The sequence below is a fragment of the Cellulomonas sp. PhB143 genome, assembly GCF_003752595.1.
Classification (GTDB): domain Bacteria; phylum Actinomycetota; class Actinomycetes; order Actinomycetales; family Cellulomonadaceae; genus Paraoerskovia.
On record NZ_RKIJ01000009.1, the window covers coordinates 433,690 to 453,749 of the forward strand.

Below are 20,060 nucleotides of genomic sequence, written 5' to 3' on the forward strand. Positions count from 1 at the left end.
CGTTCGCCCGGCGCGGGAGGATGGGGTCAGGACAGGCCGTCGGCCCAGTCGTAGCCCTTGAGGAACGGGTCCGGGGCGATGGGGCCGTCGGAGCTCCACTCGGTGTGGATGAGGCCGTCGGCGCCGATCTTGCCGACCAGAGCGGTCTTGGCGACGTGGTGGTTCTCCCCGTCGACCGTGACGGTGCCCTCAGGGGCGTCGAACGAGACGCCGTCCGCCGCGGCCTGCACGTCCGGGACGGCGAACGACTTCGCCTTCTCGACCATGTTCTTCCACAGGTACAGCGACGTGTACGCCGCCTCCATCGGGTCGGACGTCACGCGGTCGTCGCCGTACTTCGCCTTGAAGTCCTTGACGAAGGTCGCGTTCTCAGGGCTGTCGATGGTCTGGTAGTAGTTCCAGGCCGTGAGCTGGCCCTCGACGTTGTCGACGCCGATGCCGCCGACCTCCTCCTCGGCGATCGACACCGAGAGCACGGGCATCGCGTCGGCCGTGAGGCCGGCGTTCTTGTACTCCTTGAAGAACGCCACGTTCGAGTCGCCGTTGAGCGTGTTGAAGACGGCGTCGGCGCCGGCGGCCTTGACCTTGTTGACGATGGTCGAGAAGTCCGTGTGGCCCAGCGGGGCGTACTCCTCGCCGACGACGGTCATGCCGTTCGCCTTCGCGTACGCGTTGATCTCCTTGTTCGCGGTGCGCGGGAAGACGTAGTCGGACCCGACGAGGAACAGGGTCTTGGCGCCCTGCTCCTTGAGGTAGTCGAGCGCCGGGACGATCTGCTGGTTGGTCGTCGCGCCGGTGTAGAAGATGTTCGGCGAGGCCTCCAGCCCCTCGTACTGCACGGGGTAGAACAGCAGGGCGTCGTCGCCCTCGAACACCGGGAGCATCGCCTTGCGCGACGCGGACGTCCAGCCGCCGAAGACCGCGGCGACGCAGTCGCTGGTGATGAGCTTCTGCGCCTTCTCCGCGAACACGGTGGGCTCGGAGGCACCGTCCTCGGAGACGATGTCGAGCTGCTTGCCGAGCACGCCGCCGTCGGCGTTGATCTCGTCCGCGGCCATCTGGAGGGAGTCGTGGACGGTCTGCTCGGAGATCGCCATCGTGCCGGAGAGGGAGTTGAGGAAGCCGATCTTCACCGAGTCGCCAGAGGTGTCGACGCAGCTGGTGCCGCCCGACGCCGAGGCGTCCGACGTGCCGGCGGCGTCGGTCTTGGCGCCGCAGGCGCTGAGGGCGAGGGCGAGGACGGCGATCGCCGCGGGCGCGATGCGCCGAGAGGTCTTGGGGTCCACCGAGGGCTCCTTCCGAGGAGCGTCGAGTACGTGTGACGGTGCGCGCGTGCTCTGCCGGAGCGGGTGGGCTCGTCGATGCAGCCGTGCCGCGCGGCCCGGTGGGGCCGCACGTCACGAACGGTAGGAAAGGTGTGTTTCGGCGACGGCGGTCGCCGGTGAACGCGGCGTCACGGTCCGCGCGCCAGCGTGAACGGCGCGTATCGGGCAGGGCACGGCGCGATAACGCCGCTTCGTGGCGTTATGCCCGGGATGTGAGAACGCGGCGCAGCGCCGCCGCCCACGACGCGAACGCCGGCCCGAGGTCCGTCGAGTGCGTGCTGCGGCCCAGCGCGCGCAGCACGGCGCCTTCCCCGGCGAGGTCGAGGCGCGTCGCGGACGGGCCGGCGGGAGGTCCTGCGGGTGCTGCCGGCGGCCGCGCACCGAGGACGAGCACGGAGTCGACGACGCGGGCGTCGGCGAGGACGCCCGGCGCGTCGCGGTGCTCGTCCAGGTCGAGCTCCTCGACCAGCAGCTCGCTCTCGCGGCCGTCGTCGGCCACGGAGACGACGGACGTCGCCGAGCGCAGCAGGCCGCCGCGCTGGCCGCTGCGCCCGAGGACCAGCGTCTCGCGCAGGCACGCCGCTCCCCCGGGCTCCAGCCGCACCCGGGTGCGGCGGGCGACGTCCGCGCCGTCGGACACGACGAACGGGAGCGCGTCCCACACGAGCAGGCCGCCCGCCTCGACGTGCACGTCCACGGTCCACGAGGCCGCCTTCCCGCGCCCGTGGTAGGCGACGGTGCCCGAGGTCTCGACCAGCTCGAGCTCCGTGCCCGCGCCCACGCGCACGTCGAGGTGCACGTGGTCCCCGCCGAGCAGCAGCGCCTGCGTCGCCACCAGCGCGACGCGCGCGCCGCGCTCGTCCAGGTCCAGCACGCGCGGGCTCAGGTGCCCGGGGCGCAGCACGCAGCGCACGCGCCCCGCCCCGCCGTCCCCCGCGCCCGGGGGCGCCGGCGGGCCGCCGGCGTGCACCTCGATCGTCGTCATGCGTCAGCCGCGCGCCGCGGTGCTCGGCGCCGGGTCCTGCGCGGCGTGCCCGTGCGGGGCGTCGCCGTCGCCGTGGGTGTGCAGCACGCCGCCGTCGGGGTGCTCCTCGTCGGCGTGGAAGTGCGGCGCCATCGGCCCGGGGTCCTGCGGGACGTGGGTCCCCGAGCGGTGCGTCGCGAGCATGGCGCGCACCCAGTCGCTGAGCGCGTCGACCGACGCGCGGTCGGTGCGCGACAGCGCGAGCACCGCGCGGCCCTCGCGCGCCGCGGTCGCGTCCGCGACCATCTGCGCGACGTCGACGCCGACGTGCGGCGCGAGGTCGGTCTTGTTGACGATCAGCAGGTCGGCGCGGGCGATGCCCGGGCCCCCCTTGCGCGCGACGTCGCCGCCGCCGGCCACGTCGAGCACGAAGAGCTGGGCGTCGACGAGCGCGGGCGAGAAGGTCGCGGTGAGGTTGTCGCCGCCGGACTCGACGAGCACGACGTCCAGCGGGGCGAAGTCCTGCTCGAGGTCCTCGACGGCGAGCAGGTTGGCGGTCACGTCGTCGCGGATCGCGGTGTGCGGGCACGCGCCCGTCTCGACCGCACGGATGCGCGCGGGGTCCAGGACGCCGGCGGCACGCAGCATGCGGGCGTCCTCGTCGGTGTAGATGTCGTTGGTGATGACGCCGATCTGCAGCTCGGCGGAGAGCTCGCGGCACACGGTGCCGATGAGCGAGCTCTTGCCGGTGCCGACCGGGCCGGCGACGCCGAGGCGCAGCGAGCGGGTCGGGGCGGGGGTGTCGGTCATGGGGTCCTCCGGTCGGTGGTGGGTCCGTGGTGGGTCGGTGGGGGGCTGGTCGGTGGGGGGCGGGCCGGGATCAGGCGCTGAACAGCCGCTCCGTGCGCGTCGCGTGCGCCTGCGCCCACGCCTCGACGAGCGGCGCGCCGCACGCGGGAAGGTCGCGCGCGACACGGATCCCGGCGACGTCGCGGGCGAGGGCGTCGATCGCGGGCTGGGCGTCGACCACCCATCCCGTGGCGACGGCCGGGTCGAGCGGCTCGAGCTTGAGGGTGGCGGAGGCGACCGTCTGGACGTCCTCGTAGGCGACCAGCCGGGCGGTCTGCAGCGCGGAGAGCCCCGCGCACGCGGCGGTCGCCCCGAGCACCACGGGCCGGGGCGGGTGGCCGCCGACGACGGCCGTCGCCGCGTCGAGGGCCGTCACCGCCGGGCTGTCGGCCCACAGGCGGCGCAGGAGGCGCAGGTACCCGCGGCCGAGACGCTGGGCGGTCTCGCGCAGCGCGGCGCTCGGCGTACGAGCGGCCCACGCGGCCCAGACCTCGACGAGCAGCCCCTCGGCGGTCCGCCCGGCCGGCCCGTCCGCCACCCCGTCCGCCGACCCGTCCGCCGAGAAGTCGAATTCGGCCCCGGATCCGCAGGATCCAGGGGCCGAATTCGACTTCTCGGCGGAGACGGGCCCCCCGTGCGCCCCGTGCGCCCCGTGCGCGGTGAGCGCCGAGAGGGCCGCGAGGCGCGCGACCACGGCCGTCGCCGCCTCGACGCGCACCACCGTGCGCAGCCGCGCGTCGATGTACCGGGGCACGTCGGCGGCCGCCGTCCCCGCGCGCAGCGCGGGCTCGAGACCGGCCGACTGCGTGTGCCCGCCCGTCGGGAGCCGCGCGTCCGCGAGCAGCGCGAACATCAGCTCCGCGCGCCCGTCGGCGTCCTCCCGCACCCCGTCCACGACCGGCCCGCTCAGAACATCGTGTAGAGCTGCGCGAGCGGGAGCCGCTGCGCCGGCGCCGGCTCGACGAGCTCGCCGTCGACGTGGATCGCGAAGCTCTCGGGGTCGATGTCGATGCGCGGCATCGCGTCGTTGAGCCGCATGTCGGCCTTGCCGACGCCGCGGGTGTCGGCGACGGCCGCGAGCGTGCGCTCGAGGCCGAGCCGCTCCGACAGCCCGTCGTCGAGCGCGGCCGGCGAGACGAACGTCGTCGACAGCTCCGGGGCGATCGCGTCGCCGAAGGCGGGCCGCATCAGCACCGGCTGCGGCGACGGGATCGACGCGTTCGGGTCGCCCAGGGCGCCCCAGGCGATCGCGCCGCCCTTGATCACCACGCTCGGCCGGATCCCGAAGAACCGCGGGTCCCACAGCACCAGGTCCGCCATCTTCCCGGGCTCGACGGAGCCCACGTGCGCGTCGATCCCGTGCGCGACGGCAGGGTTGATCGTGTACTTGGCGACGTAGCGCCGGGCCCGCAGGTTGTCTGCCGGCATCCCGCCGCCGAGGTCCCCGCGGCGCGCCTTCATCACGTGCGCGACCTGCCAGGTCCGGCAGATCACCTCTCCGATGCGCCCCATCGCCTGGGCGTCCGACGACGTGATCGACATCGCGCCCATGTCGTGCAGCACGTCCTCCGCCGCGATGGTCGTCGCCCGGATGCGCGACTCCGCGAACGCGAGGTCCTCGGGCACGGCGGGGTTGAGGTGGTGGCACACCATGAGCATGTCGAGGTGCTCGGCGACCGTGTTCACGGTGTGCGGGAGCGTCGGGTTCGTCGAGCCGGGAATGACGTTCGGGTGGCTCGCGACGGTGAGGATGTCGGGCGCGTGCCCGCCGCCCGCGCCCTCGGCGTGGAACGCGTGGATGGACCGGCCGCCGATCGCCGCGATCGTCGACTCGACGAACCCCGCCTCGTTCAGGCTGTCCGAGTGCAGCGCGACCTGCAGCCCCCAGTCCTGCGCGGCCCGCAGCGCGGCGTCGATCGCGGCGGGCGTGGAGCCCCAGTCCTCGTGCACCTTGAACCCGGCGGCGCCCGCGAGGGCCTGCTCGGCGAGCGCCTCGGCGCTGACGGTGTTGCCCTTCGCGAGCAGCAGCACGTTCACGGGCAGCCGGTCGAGCGCCCGGTGGATCGTGCCCAGGTGCCAGGCGCCGGGCGTCACGGTGGTCGCCTTGGAGCCCTCGCTGGGGCCCGTGCCGCCGCCGACGATCGTGGTCAGGCCGGTCGCCAGCGCCTCGTGCACCTGCGACGGCGAGATCAGGTGCACGTGCGAGTCGATGCCGCCGGCCGTGAGGATCTTGCCCTCGCCGGAGATCACGTCGGTGCCGGGACCGATCCGCAGGTCCGGGTGGACGCCGTCGGCCACGTCGGGGTTGCCGGCCCGCCCGAGCGCGACGATCCGTCCGTCCCGGATGCCGACGTCGGCCCGCACCACGCCCCACCAGTCGAGGACGACGGCGTTGGTCACCACCGTGTCCAGCGCACCCTCGGCGCGGGTCGTCGTGCCCTGGGCCATCGACTCGCGGATGGACTTGCCACCCCCGAAGACCGCCTCCTCGCCGCCGAAGGTGCGGTCCTCCGTGACCTCGATCCACAGGTCGGTGTCGCCGAGGCGCACCTGGTCGCCCGTCGTCGGGCCGTAGAGGGCGGCGTACCGCTCCCGGGAGATCTCAACCACGGCCGGCCCCCTCGTCGGCCGGCGTGACGGGCGGCACCGGCGCCCCGCCCTGCGGGCCGTCCGCGAGGTCCGCGGACGTCTTGCCGCGCTGGATGCCGGGCACGCGCCGTCGGCCGCGCAGGGCGACCGCGGCGACCTCGGCGGACGCGCCCGGCTCGAACCGGCGCGACGTCCCCGAGGGCACGTCGAGGCGGAACCCGTGCGCGGCCGCGCGGTCGAGCTCGAGCGCGCTGTTCGCGTCGGGCAGGTGCAGGTGCGAGCCGATCTGCACAGGCCGGTCGCCCGTGTTGGTCACCACGAGCGTCAGGCGCTCGTCGTCCGTCCGGTCGGCGTTGAGCTCGAGCATCTCGTGCTCCCGCCCGGGGGCGACCCGGATCGCTCCCGGGCCGCTCGTGGTCGTGCCGCTCATGCTCGTGCTCCTTGCCTCGCGGGTGCGGCGGACGTGCCCACCGTCGTCACGCGATGGGCTCGTGGATCGTGACGAGCTTGCGCCCGTCCGGGAAGGTGGCCTCGACCTGGACGTCCGGGATCATCTCTGCGACGCCCTCCATGACCTCGTCGCGGCGCAGGACGGCGCGGCCCTCGACCATGAGGTCCGCGACGCCGCGTCCCTCGCGTGCCCGCTCGAGCACCCAGGTGGTCAGGAGCGCGACGGCCTCGGGATGGTTGAGCAGGACGCCCCGCTCGCGGCGGTCACGGGCGACCATGCCCGCGACCGCGAGGAGCAGCTTCTCGGTGTCGCCGGGGGTGAGGTGCATGACGCGATCATGGACCGGCCATGTGTCGGGCGTGTTACCTCCGCCGGTGTGTCGTCCGATGCCCGGCCGGTCGGCCCGCGGGCCGGTCGACGGTCCGCTCGCACCTCCGCCGCCGAGCGCGCCATCGGTCGGCCAGGACGACCGATTCGACCCACCGACGACGCGTTCGGCCTCACCCCCCGCCGCCGAGCGCGTCATCGGTCGGCCGCCGCGCCGGTTCCGCCCGACGGATGGCGCGGTCGAGGCGACGACCGGCCGCCGACCCGCGCAGCACGCTCCTCGGTAGCCTGGCGGGGTGACCGTGCTGATCGACGACGCCCGCTGGCCCGGGCACGGGCGGCTGTGGGGGCACCTGGTGAGCGACGCCTCGCTCGTGGAGCTGCACGCGTTCGCGCGTGCGGCCGGGATCGGCGAGCGCGCGTTCGACCACGACCACTACGACTACCCGGGCGAGCACCACGCGCGCCTCGTCGCGCTCGGCGCCGTGCCGGTCGGGCGGCGCGAGCTGGTGCGCCGCCTCGCGGCCTCCGGCCTGCGGGTCCCCGGGCGCGACCGCACCCGACGGCGCTGAGGGCTCGCGACCGGTGGAGCGACGGCCCGAGCACAGGCCTGAGCACGGCCCGGGCACGAGGGAGGCCGCCGACCGGGCGTACCCGGTCGGCGGCCTCTGTGCGTGCGACGGGCGCGAGCCCGTCAGCGGAGGACGGCGTGGATCAGAAGTCCATGCCGCCCATGCCGCCGTCGCCACCGGCGGGAGCGGCACCGGCCGGCTCCGGCTTGTCTGCCACGACGGCCTCGGTCGTCAGGAACAGCGCCGCGATGGACGCCGCGTTCTGCAGCGCGGAGCGCGTGACCTTGACCGGGTCGTTGACGCCCGCGGCGAGCAGGTCCTCGTACACGCCGGTCGCGGCGTTCAGGCCGTGCCCCGGGGTGAGGTTGCGGACCTTCTCCGCCACGACGCCGCCCTCGAGGCCGGCGTTGATGGCGATCTGCTTGAGCGGCGCGTCGATGGCCAGGCGCACGATCTGCGCACCGGTCGCCTCGTCGCCCTCGAGCTCGAGCTTGGCGAAGGCAGCCTCGCCCGCCTGGATGAGCGCGACGCCACCACCGGCGACGATGCCCTCCTCGACAGCGGCCTTGGCGTTGCGCACGGCGTCCTCGATGCGGTGCTTGCGCTCCTTGAGCTCGACCTCCGTGGCCGCGCCCGCCTTGATGACGGCGACGCCGCCGGCGAGCTTCGCGAGGCGCTCCTGGAGCTTCTCGCGGTCGTAGTCGGAGTCCGACTTCTCGATCTCGCTGCGGATCTGGTTCACGCGGCCGCCGATGAGGTCGGCGTCGCCGGCACCCTCGACGATCGTGGTCTCGTCCTTGGTGACGACGACCTTGCGCGCCTGGCCGAGCAGGTCGAGCGTGGCGTTCTCCAGCTTGAGGCCGACGGTCTCGGAGATGACCTGGCCGCCCGTGAGGATCGCGATGTCCTGGAGCATGGCCTTGCGGCGGTCGCCGAAGCCCGGGGCCTTGACGGCGACGGACTTGAACGTGCCACGGATCTTGTTCAGCACGAGGGTGGCCAGGGCCTCGCCCTCGACGTCCTCGGCGATGATGAGCAGCGAGCGACCGGCCTTCATGACCTGGTCGAGCAGCGGCAGCAGGTCCTTGACGTTCGAGATCTTCGACTCGACGATCAGGACGTACGGGTCCTCGAGGACGGCCTCCTGGCGCTCCGGGTCCGTCTCGAAGTAGCGGGCGAGGAAGCCCTTGTCGAAGCGCATGCCCTCGGTGAGCTCGAGCTCGAGGCCGAAGGTGTTCGACTCCTCGACGGTGATGACGCCTTCCTTGCCCACCTTGTCGAGGGCCTCGGCGATGAGCTCGCCGATCGCGGGGTCGCCGGCGGAGATGGCGGCCGTGGCGGCGATCTCCTCCTTCGTCTCGATGTCCTTCGCCGCGATGAGCAGCTGCTCCGTGACGGCCTCGACGGCCTTCTCGATGCCGCGCTTGAGGGCGATGGGGTTCGAGCCGGCCGCGACGTTGCGCAGCCCCTCGCGCACGAGCGCCTGGGCGAGCACCGTGGCGGTCGTCGTGCCGTCACCGGCGACGTCGTCCGTCTTCTTGGCGACCTCCTTGACGAGCTCGGCGCCGATGCGCTCGTACGGGTCCTCGAGCTCGATCTCCTTGGCGATGCTCACACCGTCGTTCGTGATGGTGGGCGCACCCCACTTCTTGTCGAGGACGACGTTGCGGCCCTTGGGGCCGAGGGTGACCTTGACGGTGTCGGCGAGCTGGTTCAGCCCGCGCTCCATGCTCCGACGAGCGTGCTCGTCGAAGGCGATGATCTTTGCCATGGGGGTTCTGATCCTCCGCTGGTGGCCGGGGTCGGTCGGTAGGTGCCCGCGACGGACGACCCCGTCGGACGACGTTCACGTCACGTCGCCGCCCGGGGCCTCACCTGTCGACCGTGGTCGAACTGTCACTCTCACCTCGAGAGTGCTAACGCCATTATTGGCACTCGGCCCTGGCGAGTGCAAGCGCGTTCACCCCTGGCGTGGAGCGGCCTCGACGAGCCACCGGTTGCGCGTGCGCAGCAGCCTCGTCAGGTAGCCGGTGAGCACCGCCCGGTCGACCGCCCGCCCGAGCGCGCCGGCGGGCGAGGCGTAGCGCACGACGTCGGTCATGAGCGTCCCGCCGGCCGCGACCTCGAACCGGTGCTCGTGCCACCATCGGCGGAACGGCCCGGAGACCTGCTCGTCCACGAACCGCGCCGGGGCGTCGTGCTCGGTGATGCGCGACGTCATGGTGAACGGGACGCCGAAGTGGCGCGCGCGCCAGGTGACCGTGTCCCCGGGCCCCATCTCCCCCGAGGCCACGCCGGCGACGACCCGTTCGCCGGAGGCGCTCATCGACGCCGTGTGCGCGTCCACGGACAGGCTCAGCGCGAAGCACGCCTCGACGGGCGCGGGGACGCGGGTGGTCAGCACGATCGTGGGCACCTCGCGAGCCTAGGCGCCCGCGCCGCGGTCCCCTAGGATGCGCGGGTGACCCGGGCCACACCCCGGCCCGCCGCGGACGGCACGCGCGCGCGGCCGCCTGCCGTGCGAGACGTCCGCCCCGCCGCGAGTGCCGCCGTGGGCGCCGCGACGGCGCTGGCGCTCGCGCTCGGGGCGCTCGCCCCGCCACCGCCCGACGCCGCCGACGCCGCAGCCCGGACGTGGGCGAGCATCCCCCTGTACCAGGAGGGCGTCGCCGCCGGGCCCGGGGGGACGTTCGCCGTCGTGCCGGCGGGGTCGTCGCCCGCCTACCTCCCCGGGTCCCGGGTCCTCGCGGTCCCGTCGCCGGCCGTCGTCACCGGCCCGGGCGGCGCGGGGACGGCCCACGGCGCGGCCCCGGCATCCGTCGCGCGCACGGCCCCGGCGGGGGGCTCGGCCGCGCTGGCGGCGCGCTCGCGCGGGTGGGTCGCGGCGGGCGACCCGCCGGGCTCGGGGACCCGGTTCGCGGACCTCGGCCTGGACGCCCTGCTCGACCTGCGCACCCTCGCCGCGGACGACGGCGCGGTCGTCGCCGGCCCGTCCCCCTTCTGGCGGTACGTGTGGCCGCGTGACGCGGCCTTCGCCGCGGTCGCGCTCGCGCGCACGGGCCACCCGGACGACGCGGTGCGCGTCCTGTCCTTCCTGCAGTCCGTCCAGGGCGCCGACGGCACCTTCGAGGCGCGCTACCTCCCCGACGGCTCGGGCGTGCCCGACGACCGCCCCGGGCAGTCCGACGGCCCGGGATGGGCGATGTGGGCCGTCGGCGCGCTCCTCGCCCACCTGCACGACGACGCCCGCGACGCCGCCCTGGCGCGCCTGTCCGGGCTCGTGACCCGCTCCACGGACCGGCTGCTCGCGGAGGTCGACACCCCCGACGGGCTGCCGCGAGCGTCCAGCGACTACTGGGAGCTGCCGGCCGGGGAGCTGACGCTCGGCACGGCGGCGCCGATCCTCGCCGGGCTCGAGGCCTCGGCGCGGGTCGCGCACGTGCGCGCCGACCCGCGCGAGGCCGACGCCGCGACCGGCGCCGCACGCCTGCGCACCGCGGTCGAGGAGACGTTCGGTCCCGCCGGGTACCCGCGCACGGTCGGCGGCAGCGCCACAGGCACGCCCTCCGGCAGACCCTCCGGCACGGTCGCCCGCGACGCCGCGACGGCGTTCCTGCTGCCCCCGTTCCAGCCGGCGGCGCTGACGGGGGCCGAGCGGGCGTGGCGCTCCTCGGTCCCGGCGATGCTGCGCCCGGCCGGCGGCCTCGCGCCGGGCGGGTCGTGGCGCGCCGACGGCGTCTCCTGGACGCCGCAGACCGCGCTCTACGCGCTCGCCGCCGCGAGCACGGGCGACCAGGTCCAGGCGGAGCACTGGCTCGACTGGCTCGACGCCCACCGCACGGCCACCGGGGCGCTTCCCGAGAAGGTGCTCGCGGACGGCTCGCCCGCGGCGGTGGCGCCGCTCGCGTGGACGAGCGCGCTCGTGGTCCTCGCGCTGGCCGAGCTCGACGCCCGGCGCCCCGGTCAGGAGATGTCGTCCATGAGGATCACCGACACGGCGGCCCGGAGCGAGGGCACCTCGAGCGTCTCGTCGATCCCGAGCACCCGCGCGGCCTCCTCGGCCGCCGCCTTGTCGTCGTCCGTGCGGTACCAGACCGCCGACGCGTCCAGCGACCCGCCCTCGTAGTTCGCCGGGGTGACGTCGGTGAAACCGTCGTCCGTGAGCTTGTCCGCCGCCTCGTTCGCCAGGCCGCTGACCCCCGCGCCGTTGAGGACGCGCACCTCGACCGAGAGGTCGGCGTCCGTCGTCGGCGTCTCGCTGGGGGTCTCGGACGGCGTCGGGGACTCCTCGTCGTCTCCGGTCGGGCCGTCGGAGCCCTCGGTGGCGTCGCCCGAGGCGCTCGGCGCCGTGCTGGCCGTCGCCGCCGGGGCGGGCGCGCCGCCGTCGGACGACGGCGAGCTCCCGTCCAGCTTCGAGACCACCAGGACGGCCGCGACGGCGAGCACTGCGCAGATCGCCGCGACGAGCAGGAACGGCCACACCTTGGTCCAGGTCGAGCGGGGAGAGCGGTGGACCCCGACCGGAGAGCCCGCCGGTGCCGGCGCGTCGAACTCGTCGGACGGGTACGGGTAGCGGCTGGAGGTCACGGCGGAAGACTAGCGGTTGACGCCTGGCGGGCTAAACGTCCGAGCCGAGCCGACGCGCCGAGCGGGCCCGGTGGCGGGTCGAGCGCAGGCGCCGCAGCCGCTTGACCAGCATCGGCTCGTACGCGAGCGCAGCCTCGGTGTCGATGAGGGCGTTGAGCGTCTGGTAGTAGCGGGTGGCGCTCATGTCGAAGAGGTCGCGCACGGCCTCCTCCTTGGCCCCCGCGTACTTCCACCACTGGCGCTCGAAGTCGAGGATCTGCCGGCCGCGCTCGTCGAGGCCGACCGCCGCGGAGGCGTCACGCGTCCCGGTCGTCGCGCCCGCGGCTGCGCCGCTCGTGCCTGCCCCGCCCATGGTCCAACCTCCCCGTCGCCGCCAGGATACGTCGCGAATCACAGGCGTGTCATTCGCGCCGCCCCTAGGCTGACGGGCGTGGACCCGCACCCCCTCGACGAGCTCGTCGCCCCCGACTGGGCCGCCGCCCTCGCCCCCGCGGCGGGCGACCTGGCCCGCGCGGGCGCCGCCCTGCGCGCAGAGGTGGCGGCCGGGCGGCGCTACCTCCCGGCGCCCGACGACGTCCTGCGCGCCTTCTCCCGCCCCATGGACCGGGTGCGCGTCCTCGTCGTCGGCCAGGACCCCTACCCCACGCCCGGGCACCCCATGGGGCTCGCGTTCTCCGTCCAGCCGCACGTGCGCCCGGTGCCCCGGTCGCTGCGCAACGTCTTCGCGGAGCTGCACGACGACCTCGGCCACCCCGTCCCGGACCACGGCGACCTCACGGCGTGGGAGGACCAGGGCGTCCTGCTGCTCAACCGGGTGCTCACCGTGCGCGCGGGCGAGCCGGGCTCGCACCGCGGGATCGGCTGGGAGGCGTTCACCCAGGCGGCCATCGAGGCGCTCGTCGCCCGCGGCGGCCCGCTGGTCGCCGTGCTGTGGGGCCGCGACGCCGGGACGCTGCGCCCGATGCTCGGCGACACCCGCATCGTCGCGAGCGCCCACCCGAGCCCGCTCTCCGCCCGCCGGGGGTTCTTCGGCTCGCGCCCGTTCTCGCACGTGGACGCCCTCCTCGCCGAGCAGGGATCCGCGCCCGTCGACTGGCGGCTGCCCGCGCACGCGCTCCTGTGAGACGTGTCCCCGCGGGCCCGCCCGTGCGACGCCCGGCGGTGAGCGCACAATGGTTGCCGTGAGCACGAACGACGACGCACCCCGCTGGTCCTCCTACGTCGCCCTGGGCGACTCGTTCACGGAGGGGCTGTGGGACCCGTACCCCTCGGACCCGGACCACCAGCGCGGCTGGGCCGACCGCCTCGCGCGCACGCTCTCCGACCGGCGCGAGGCCGCGGGGCTCGAGCCCCTGCGGTACGCGAACACCGCGATCCGTGGCCGGACGCTGCGCCCGATCATCGTCGACCAGGTCCCGCGGGCGATCGAGATGCGTCCGGACCTGGTCAGCCTGATCGGTGGCGGCAACGACATCCTGCGGCCGCGGGCCGACATCGACCGGCTCGCGCGCAACCTCGAGCACGGCGTCGTCCGGCTGCGCGAGGCCGGGATCGACGTCCTGCTCGGCACCGGCTTCGACGCCAAGGGCGGCATGGTCGCGATGACCCGACCCCGCGCGGGCGTCTTCAACGCGCTGATCTGGTCGATGGCCCGGCGGCACGGCGCCTACGTCGTGGACCTGTGGGGCATGCGCGCCCTGGGCGACTGGCGCATGTGGTCCGACGACCGGATCCACCTCGTGCCGGAGGGCCACCGGCGGGTGCGCGACGCGGCGCTCGTGGGCCTCGGCCTCGCGCCGGAGGACCCGAACTGGGACGTGCCGCTCGACGCGCTGCCGCCCACGCCCGCGGTCGAGCGCGTCAAGGCCAACGCCGAGTGGGCACGCGTGCACCTCGCCCCCTGGGTCCGGCGCCGGGTCACCCACCGGTCCTCGGGCGACGCCCGCACGGAGAAGCAGGCCGCCCTGGGTCCCGTCCCGGCCGAGACGGACGAGGTCACCCCCGCCGACGTCGGCTGAGGCCCGGGCCCGCCGGCTCCGGGCGCGCGAGAGCCCGCGGTCCCCCAGCGACCGCGGGCTCTCGCGTCCCCTCAGCAGGTCGTGGCGGGGTACGCCACCTCCTGGCTGGTGCGGGCGCCGCCGGCGGACGGGGTCGCCGTCACCGTGACCGTGCCCGCGCCGACAGCCGTCGTGCGGGCCGAGAACGTCTGGGACGCGCTCTTGCCGGCCGCCACGGCGGAGTACGACTGCTTGCCGAACGGCGTGGAGATCGCCACGTCGAGCGGGTCGTCGCCGTCGTTCGTCGCGCGGACCGCCAGCCGGACCGTCCCGGCGACGCAGCGCGGCTGCGCGTCGACACGCACCTGGGGCGCCTGCTCCGTGGCCGCCACCAGCGCGCTCAGCGCGCTCGCCTGCGTCCGCCAGTCGAAGACGTTCGGGTGCTTGGCGGAGTCGCCCCCGGCCCAGCGCGTCCCGAGCCGGTCCCCGGAGGTGCGGTCCTTCGCCCAGACGGTGGCGGCCTGCGTGTCCACGAACGCCCGGTACCGCGTGGTCCCCGTCGTGTCGGCGAGGTCCCCGAAGTACCGCATGAACACGCCCTTGAACTGCTTGCCGTTGTCGTCGCACGACTGGTCGAGGGCGTCGCAGCTCTCGGTGAGCACGCCGTCCTTGACGAGAGCCGTCGAGCCCATGGCCGCGTCCGCGAGGCGCTCCGCGGTGCGCAGCGGCGCGGCGTCCCCGGTCGCCCGGTGCAGCTCCAGCCCGGCACCGATGGCCAGGCCCTGGTTGTAGCTCCACACCGTGCCGCCGTTGTTCGTGCAGTCCGCCGTGAGGCCGTCGTTGACCAGGCCCTGGTCGTTGATCAGGCCGCTCGCCGTGAGCCAGTCCCACCCGGTCTGGGACCGCTCGAGCCAGGTCGTGTCACCGCCGATGCGGTTGTGCAGCTCGGCCGTGAGCCGGACGTACAGGCCGTTGGTCACGGCGTTCTTGTACGTGCGCTCCGCGTCCCACCACACACCGCCGCCGCAGGTGCTGTCGTCCCAGTAGCCCTGCACGTAGTCGGCGATCGTGACCGCCATGTCCAGGTACTTCTTGTCGTGCGTGAGGTCGTACGCCGCGATCCACGTCAGGCCCCACCACTCCGAGTCGTCGATCGCGCGGCTGGTGAAGTTCCCCAGCAGCTCGTCGCCGGACAGCACGCCCGCGGGGAACGCGCCCTTGTCCTTCTCGAACGTGCTGTCCACCTGCGCGAGGTAGCTCCGGTCGCCCGTGCGCGCCATGTAGTCGATCACGGTGTTCGTCGCGACGGCGGAGTTCCACCAGCTCGAGGGCCACCACGCCTTGTCGGGGTCGTAGTCGCTCATGAGCGTGCGGGCGGCGCTCCCGGCGCGCTGCGCCGCCGGCGGGTCGGCGATCAGCGCGTCGACCAGCGGGGTGAGCACCTCGCGGGCGTGGTCGGAGACCTGGGCGGACGACGCCTTCGCGATCGTGCTCCGCACCAGCGCGAGGCTCTTCGCCGCCGCGGCCGCGTGCGCCCCGTCGACCTGCTCCTGCGCGGTGTCCACGAGGCCCTCGAGGACCTTGGCCGTCGCGAGCCCGACGTCGCCGCTGCGCTGCAGGGCGCCGACCTGCGACCGGATCTCGTCGAGCCCGGTGCTCGGCGGCAGCCACTGCGAGACGAGCAGCGTGAGCTCGTCGCGGGTGGCGTCGTCGAGCAGCGCCGCGACCATCGTGTCGGTCTGCGCCCGCAGCAGGCGGACCTGCTCGAGCACGCCCGCGGCGTCGTTCGCGTCCTCGGCCTTCTGGGCCTCGTCGACGATCGCGCCGAGCCGCTTCGCGGTGCTCGCTGGGATGCGGTGCGCGTCGAGCGCCGCCGCGATCGCGTCGGCGAGCTCGCTCACCCGGGGGGTGTGGGCGAGGAGCTCGACCTCCGCCAGCGTCGTCGTGCCTCCGGTCGAGGCGGTGACGTGCAGGCGGTACTGCCGGTAGACCCCGGGCTCCGCGACCGAGAAGGCCCGGGTCTCCTGGCGCGAGGCGAACGTCTCGCCGGTGCGCTCGTCGAGCGTCGTCCAGGTCTTCCCGTCGGCCGAGCCCTCCAGCGTCCACGCCGTCGGGTCCGCGCCGGACTTCTTCGCGGACGTGAGCGTGTACATCTGCGCCCGCGCCGAGGTGTCGGTGAGCTGGTAGGTCACCGACGGCGTGGCACCCGCGAACGCGACCTCGGTGTCCGACGTGTCGTCGAACAGACCGGCCCCGTCGGCGCCCTTCTCGTCGGTCGTGACCTTCCCGGACCGCGCCGCGTCGGCGAGCGGGTCGGGGGCCGCGTCGCCCTGGGTGATCGACGGCGGGGCGTCCTTCGCCCCGGTGCCCCACGCCGACGGCGTCGCGCCCATGTCGAACTCGATCGTCCCGCCGTCCGCGAGCTGGTCCTGCGTGAGGTAGGTGGCCGACTGCGCGACCCCGTTCACGCGCACGCCCTGCACGTAGATGTTCTTCGCGCTGTTCTTCGGCGCGTCGATCACCAGGTCCTTGCCGTTCTCCAGGTGGATCGTCGCGTGGGTGAAGAGCGGCGAGCCGATCGCGTAGGTCGGGCTGCCGACCTGCAGCGGGTAGAAGCCGAGCGAGCTGAACAGCCACCAGGCCGACATCTCACCGTTGTCCTCGTCGCCGGGGTACCCCTGGCCGATGTCGTTGCCCGTGAACGAGCGCGCCATCGCGGAGCGGACGATCTCCGCCGTCCGGGCCGGCTGCCCCACCGTGTCGTACATGTACGGGATGTGGTGCGATACCTGGTTGCTCAGGCCCCACTGGCCCTGCCGCACGGCCTTGGCCTCGCGCATCTCGTGGATCGGTCCGCCGTAGGAGCCCGGCTTGGACGCGGTCTCCGGCGTGGCGAAGAACTCGTCGAGCCTGGCGCCCAGCGCGTCCCTGCCGCCGGAGAGGTTCGCCAGGCCCTGCGGGTCCTGCACGGCGTGGAACGCGAAGTTCCAGCCGTCGGTCTCCGTGAACTCGTTGCCCCACACCTCGGGGTCGAAGTCGGCCGCGGACTGCGCCCACGAGCCGTCGTCCGTGCGACCGCGCAGGAAGCCGGTCTTGGGGTCGAACAGCGTCGTGTAGTTCTGGGCGCGGTTGAGGTAGTACGTGTAGTTGTCCGCGTACTCCTGGTGGCGCGGGTCGTCCGCGCCCGTCGTGTCGAGCAGCTTCTTCGACATCGTCGCGATGCCGTAGTCGTTGAGGTAGTCCTCCAGGGACCACGAGGCGCTCTCGTGCGTGGACGTCGGTGTGTAGCCGAGGAACGTCGCGCTCTGCAGACCCTTGCGGCCGACGCTCGCGCTGGGCGGCGCCGACGACGCGTTCTTCAGCGCGGCGTCGTACGCCGCCTGCACGTCGATCCCGGGGACGCCCTTGACATAGGCGTCGGCGAACGCGACGTCCGAGCTGGTGCCCGTCATGGAGTCCGCGTAGCCGGGCGAGGACCAGCGCGAGACCCAGCCGCCGTCCTTGCTCTGCTGGACGAACCCGTTCACCATCTCGCCCGCCTCGCTCGGGTAGAGCAGCGAGTACGCCGGCCAGGCCGTGCGGTAGGTGTCCCAGAAGCCGTTGTTGACGAAGACCTTGCCGTCCTCGACCGCGGCCCCCGTCGTCGTCGCCGTGGTGCCCTTCGGTGCCGGGTCCGCCGACGCCGAGGACTGCACCGCGTGCCGGTACACCGGGTCCTTCGCCGTGCCCGTGTTCTCGTAGCCGGAGTTCGGGTACAGGTTCAGGCGGTACAGGTTGGAGTACAGCGAGGTCAGGGTGTCGCGGCTCGCGCCGTCGACGTCGATCACGCCCAGCGCGTCGTCCCACTGCTGCTGCGCGCGCGCCTCGACCGTGCCGAACGTGTCGTCCGCCGAGATCTCGAGCCCGAGGTTGTGCTTCGCCTGGTCGACGCCGAGGAGCGACGTCGCCAGACGCAGGGTCACGACCTTGTCCTTCGACGTGTCGACCTTCAGGTAGCCGGTGACGTCGTCGCCCCCGCCGCCCGTGAGACGCCCGCCGCCCGTGACGGGCTGGTCGACCGTGCCGTAGACGAACATCCGCGTCATCCCCGCCGAGCTGCCCGGCGTCTGGACGTCGGTGTAGCCCGAGACCACGCCGTGCTCGGCGTCGAGGGTGAGGCCGCCGTCGTCGTTCATGTTGTCGAAGACGAGGTTCGACTCGTCTCCCGTGAACGTGAAGCGGAACATCGCCGCGTGGTCCGTCGGCGCGATCTCGGTCTTCATGCCGTTGTCGAACGTGACGCCGTAGTAGTGCGCGCGGGCGACCTCGTTGTCGTGGCTGAACGTCAGCGCGCGCGCCTCGCGACCGGCGTCGGGCGTGCCCGTCGCCGCCGAGGGCATGACCTGGAACGTCTGGCGGTCACCCATCCACGGGCTCGGCTCGTGGCTGATCGCGAACGCCTGGATGCTCGGGCGGTTCTGGTCGTCGTTGCCCTTCTGGTACTCGTACACCCACCGGTTGGTGCCGGCGTTCGTCACGGGCGTCCAGAAGTTGAAGCCGTGCGGCACCGCCGTCGCGGGGATCGTGTTGCCGCGCGAGAAGTCGCCGCTCGCGTTGGTGCCGCGCGTCGTGACCACGTAGTCCGAGGGGTGCTCGGCCGCGGGCTGCACGGGCTCGCCGGTGACGTCGACGTCGTCGACCCACCCGCTGAAGTCGGCGGGGCCGTCCGGGTCGTCGTAGCCCACGAGGATCCGGTCGATCGTCTTTCCCGCCGCGACGTCGCCGATCGTGGACCGCACCGAGTTCCACTGGTTCGTGTAGAGCGCCTTGCCCTCGCCCTGGCCCTGCGGGCTCAGGCCGGCGCCGTGCTCGTCCACGGCGGCCAGGTCGCTCAGGTACGTGCCGTCGGTGAATGCCAGGTCGATCGCGGCGTAGGTGCTCGCGTAGCCGAGGTCGCTCTCCGACGCCTCGGGGAAGATCTTGTACGACAGCTCGCTGTCCTTGCCGACGGGGACGTCGACGTCGAGCACCTTGTCGTAGGCGTAGCCGCGCCCGTCGCTCGTCTGGCTGCCGGCGTAGTGCAGCGCCGACGTCCCGGTCCACCCGGCGTCCGGCAGCGCGTCGTACGCGGTGCTCGGCCCGGAGCCGACCTCCGCGGTCATGTCGGAGGCGGCGAGGGGCTCGGTCGCGAGCCGCAGGTCCGCGAGCTGGGTGCCGTCGCTGCCGGCGTTGGAGGTGATGTCGAGGCGGTAGAAGCGGTACCCGCCCGGCTTCGCGACGGTGTACCCGCGCGTCTGCCCGCGGTCGGAGAAGGACTGGTTGTCCCGCGTGTCCAGCGTCGTCCAGCTCGTGCCGTCCGCGGAGCCCTGGAGCTTCCAGCCGCGCGGGTCGCGCTCCGGGGCGTCGCCCGCGGAGGTCAGCGCGTACGCCTTCACCGCGGTCTGACCGTCGAGCTCGTAGGTCAGCTGCGCGGTGCGCGCGCCGGCGAGCCACTTGGTGCCGGCGTCCCCGTCGACGAGCTTGTCCGCGGTCTCGTCCGGCGGGTTCTCCTTGCTGGCCGTGGCCTTCGCGACGTGGTTCGTGACGTCGCCGGGCAGGTCGACGGTGCCCGGCACCGCCCGGCGCACCGACGTCGCGGAGACGAGCGCGTCGATCGCGCCCGCGTCGTGCGTCCGGACCTGGAGCTGGGGCGTGCCCCCGCCGCTCGCCGGCCGGGAGAAGTCCACGGTGAGCGTCTGCGGCTTGGCGGAGAGCGTGACGTACCTGCCGCCGATGTCGGACGACCCGCTGTAGACGTTGAGGAAGACCTTCCCCTTGCCGGTGAGCGTGACCTCGGCGCGCAGCGGGACGCCGCGGGTCAGGTCCGGCATCGGGACCTGGATCCAGGTCTCGCCCGCGGCGCGCATCGTCCAGTGCTCGGCGGGGGCGCCGTCGGCCGTCGTGGCGTCCTCGACGGTGCCGGGCACGGAGCCCACACCGTTCTGGAACGGGCCCTCCCACGCCAGCTTGTCCGTCGCCGCTCCGAGCAGGTCGTCGCCCGTGGTCGTGCTCTCGCCGCGTTCGAGCACCGCGGTGCCGACGACGCCGTCGACCCGGGGTCCGCCCGGCCCCGCCTCGGGCGTGCTGGTCCACGCCGGCTGCGGGTCACCCGGCTCGAAGGACGTCGAGAAGTCCCCCGGGTCCGGTGCGGGTGCCGCGGTGGCGGGGAGGGTCCCGGCGGCCACGGCGGTGCCGCTGAGCAGCATCGTCAGGGCGACCGTGGCGGCGACGCCCCGCCCGCCGGGTCGCCGGCTGCGGGGTGGGGTGGATCGGTGAAGTGACATCGATGGCCTTCGAAGGATCGGGCAAGCACCTGTGCTCGCGTTCTTGACAGCGCTGTCAAGAGTGCAATATTCACTACGCTGGAGAAACAGTCAAACG

At 73.9% G+C, this 20,060-nt stretch carries 15 protein-coding genes and 1 pseudogene; 4 read left to right on the plus strand and 12 right to left on the minus strand.

Going from position 1 to position 20,060, the window contains the following annotated elements; translation table 11 throughout:
* Positions 1-26: 26 nt before the first annotated feature.
* The 7 genes from urtA to EDF32_RS03385 all read right to left on the minus strand — a co-directional run bounded on the left by urtA (position 27) and on the right by EDF32_RS03385 (position 6,506).
* Positions 27-1,286, minus strand: a complete 1,260-nt coding sequence (gene urtA / locus EDF32_RS03355) for an urea ABC transporter substrate-binding protein (protein ID WP_123307083.1) — start codon at positions 1,284-1,286, stop codon at positions 27-29.
* 238 nt (positions 1,287-1,524) lie between these two features.
* Positions 1,525-2,310, minus strand: coding sequence for an urease accessory protein UreD (locus EDF32_RS03360; RefSeq protein WP_123307084.1), 786 nt, complete (start codon positions 2,308-2,310; stop codon positions 1,525-1,527).
* Between the two features lie 3 nt (positions 2,311-2,313).
* Positions 2,314-3,099, minus strand: a complete 786-nt coding sequence (ureG, locus tag EDF32_RS03365) for an urease accessory protein UreG (protein WP_123307085.1) — start codon at positions 3,097-3,099, stop codon at positions 2,314-2,316.
* 70 nt (positions 3,100-3,169) lie between these two features.
* Positions 3,170-4,033 carry an urease accessory UreF family protein gene (locus EDF32_RS03370; RefSeq protein WP_233565663.1) on the minus strand — a complete coding sequence of 288 codons (864 nt, stop codon included), beginning with the start codon at positions 4,031-4,033 and terminating at the stop codon, positions 3,170-3,172.
* An 11-nt stretch (positions 4,034-4,044) separates the two neighbouring features.
* Positions 4,045-5,748 carry an urease subunit alpha gene (locus EDF32_RS03375; RefSeq protein ID WP_123307086.1) on the minus strand — a complete coding sequence of 568 codons (1,704 nt, stop codon included), beginning with the start codon at positions 5,746-5,748 and terminating at the stop codon, positions 4,045-4,047.
* Complete coding sequence (locus EDF32_RS03380) at positions 5,741-6,157, minus strand: urease subunit beta (protein ID WP_123307087.1); 417 nt, start codon at positions 6,155-6,157, stop codon at positions 5,741-5,743. Before EDF32_RS03380 ends, EDF32_RS03375 begins: the two co-directional genes overlap by 8 nt.
* Before the next feature lie 46 nt (positions 6,158-6,203).
* A complete protein-coding gene (locus EDF32_RS03385; protein ID WP_123307088.1) occupies positions 6,204-6,506 on the minus strand; it encodes an urease subunit gamma in 303 nt (100 codons plus the stop codon).
* A 295-nt stretch (positions 6,507-6,801) separates the two neighbouring features.
* Here EDF32_RS03385 and EDF32_RS03390 point away from each other — a divergent pair, with 295 nt between their 5' ends.
* Complete coding sequence (locus tag EDF32_RS03390) at positions 6,802-7,077, plus strand: DUF4031 domain-containing protein (protein ID WP_123307089.1); 276 nt, start codon at positions 6,802-6,804, stop codon at positions 7,075-7,077.
* A 142-nt stretch (positions 7,078-7,219) separates the two neighbouring features.
* On the opposite strand, the gene groL is transcribed toward EDF32_RS03390, so the two are convergent.
* Complete coding sequence (groL, locus tag EDF32_RS03395; RefSeq protein WP_123307090.1) at positions 7,220-8,848, minus strand: chaperonin GroEL; 1,629 nt, start codon at positions 8,846-8,848, stop codon at positions 7,220-7,222.
* A gap of 189 nt (positions 8,849-9,037) precedes the next feature.
* Positions 9,038-9,493, minus strand: a complete 456-nt coding sequence (locus EDF32_RS03400) for an SRPBCC family protein (protein ID WP_123307091.1) — start codon at positions 9,491-9,493, stop codon at positions 9,038-9,040.
* A 45-nt stretch (positions 9,494-9,538) separates the two neighbouring features.
* On the opposite strand from EDF32_RS03400, the gene EDF32_RS15075 reads away from it, so the two are divergent.
* Positions 9,539-11,203 carry a glycoside hydrolase family 15 gene (locus EDF32_RS15075; RefSeq protein WP_370449900.1) on the plus strand — a complete coding sequence of 555 codons (1,665 nt, stop codon included), beginning with the start codon at positions 9,539-9,541 and terminating at the stop codon, positions 11,201-11,203.
* Here EDF32_RS15075 and EDF32_RS03410 read toward each other — a convergent pair.
* Both EDF32_RS03410 and EDF32_RS03415 read right to left on the minus strand, forming a co-directional pair.
* Positions 11,110-11,664, minus strand: a pseudogene (locus tag EDF32_RS03410) (LytR C-terminal domain-containing protein); the annotation flags it as partial. The gene EDF32_RS15075 and the pseudogene EDF32_RS03410 sit on opposite strands and share 94 nt — an antisense overlap.
* A 31-nt stretch (positions 11,665-11,695) precedes the next feature.
* On the minus strand, positions 11,696-12,016 hold the full coding sequence (locus EDF32_RS03415) for a DUF3263 domain-containing protein (protein WP_123307093.1): 321 nt from the start codon (positions 12,014-12,016) through the stop codon (positions 11,696-11,698).
* 78 nt (positions 12,017-12,094) lie between these two features.
* Here EDF32_RS03415 and EDF32_RS03420 point away from each other — a divergent pair, with 78 nt between their 5' ends.
* Both EDF32_RS03420 and EDF32_RS03425 read left to right on the plus strand, forming a co-directional pair.
* Positions 12,095-12,787 (plus strand): uracil-DNA glycosylase, encoded by a 693-nt coding sequence (locus EDF32_RS03420; RefSeq protein ID WP_123307094.1) that lies wholly within the window; start codon positions 12,095-12,097, stop codon positions 12,785-12,787.
* 49 nt (positions 12,788-12,836) lie between these two features.
* On the plus strand, positions 12,837-13,682 hold the full coding sequence (locus EDF32_RS03425) for an SGNH/GDSL hydrolase family protein (RefSeq protein WP_123307095.1): 846 nt from the start codon (positions 12,837-12,839) through the stop codon (positions 13,680-13,682).
* A 71-nt stretch (positions 13,683-13,753) separates the two neighbouring features.
* Here EDF32_RS03425 and EDF32_RS03430 read toward each other — a convergent pair whose 3' ends face one another.
* Positions 13,754-19,963 (minus strand): GH92 family glycosyl hydrolase, encoded by a 6,210-nt coding sequence (locus EDF32_RS03430; RefSeq protein WP_148061557.1) that lies wholly within the window; start codon positions 19,961-19,963, stop codon positions 13,754-13,756.
* Positions 19,964-20,060: the final 97 nt, after the last annotated feature.